This window comes from Vibrio nigripulchritudo ATCC 27043 (genome assembly GCF_000222685.1).
GTDB classification, from domain to species: Bacteria; Pseudomonadota; Gammaproteobacteria; order Enterobacterales; family Vibrionaceae; genus Vibrio; species Vibrio nigripulchritudo.
This window is the reverse complement of record NZ_AFWJ01000221.1, coordinates 1-860: the sequence shown is the minus strand read 5'-3', so window position 1 is coordinate 860 and position 860 is coordinate 1. Positions and strand designations below refer to the sequence as shown.

1 pseudogene is annotated in these 860 nt (G+C 48.3%); it reads right to left on the bottom strand.

Annotated features, from left to right (window positions below):
• Positions 1-860 (bottom strand): annotated as a pseudogene (locus RH89_RS15450) (helicase-related protein); the annotation flags it as partial.

The following is an 860-nucleotide window of genomic DNA, read 5'->3' as shown; positions in this document are numbered from 1 at the left end:
GCTTTAGATATGTTCTTTAAGCTGAGTACGGTTCGACCGTTGCGCTGCATAGTGCGTCGTTCTAGCCCGGCGTCAATAACGGCAGAGATATTTGGAATGGTCAGTGACGTTTCAGCGACATTGGTTGCCAGCACCACCTTTTGCTGCGTTTGCTGATTCAGTGCAAGGCTGCGCTGGGTATCGGAGACCGAAGCGTGAAGCGGAACGACCAACACATTCTCTAGTTGAGACAAAGCTTGCTGGCACTGGGTGATTTCCTTTCTGCCTGGCAGAAATACCAGAATGTCTCCCGCTACATCTTCAAGGCAATGTAGTACTTCTTTTTTACTTTTTGCTCCAGACCTCGAATGTCTGGCAAGTGTCGGCTATCCATCGCCCGATGACCAATCGCCACAGAGTAGACTCTACCCTCAGCCTTCAAACGTTTTCCACCGATGTAATCCACCAGTTTCTGAGATTCAAGTGTGGCCGATGTGATGATAAGGCGGTGCTGATCTTCTTTCTTTAAAATGGAAACCAGCAAGTCGGTGTCCCATCGACGTTCATGGAACTCATCGACCATTACGATATCGAAATCAGAGAGTTTGTTTTCTGAATACCACCTCAATGCCACTCCTGGCGTCACAAACACAACTTTGGTGGACTCGTTAAAGTGCGCTTGTAATTTGATGGCGTAGCCAATTTTATCTCCTAATGAACTGCCATCTTCACTCGCCAAGAATTCAGCTAGAGACGTGCAGGCAATACGACGAGGTTCAACCACCAAAACCCTGCCCTTCTCGGCACTCCAAAGAGGCAGACGCGTTGATTTACCAGAACCTGTTTCCGCCTCCACGACGAGATGATGATGAGAAACTAAA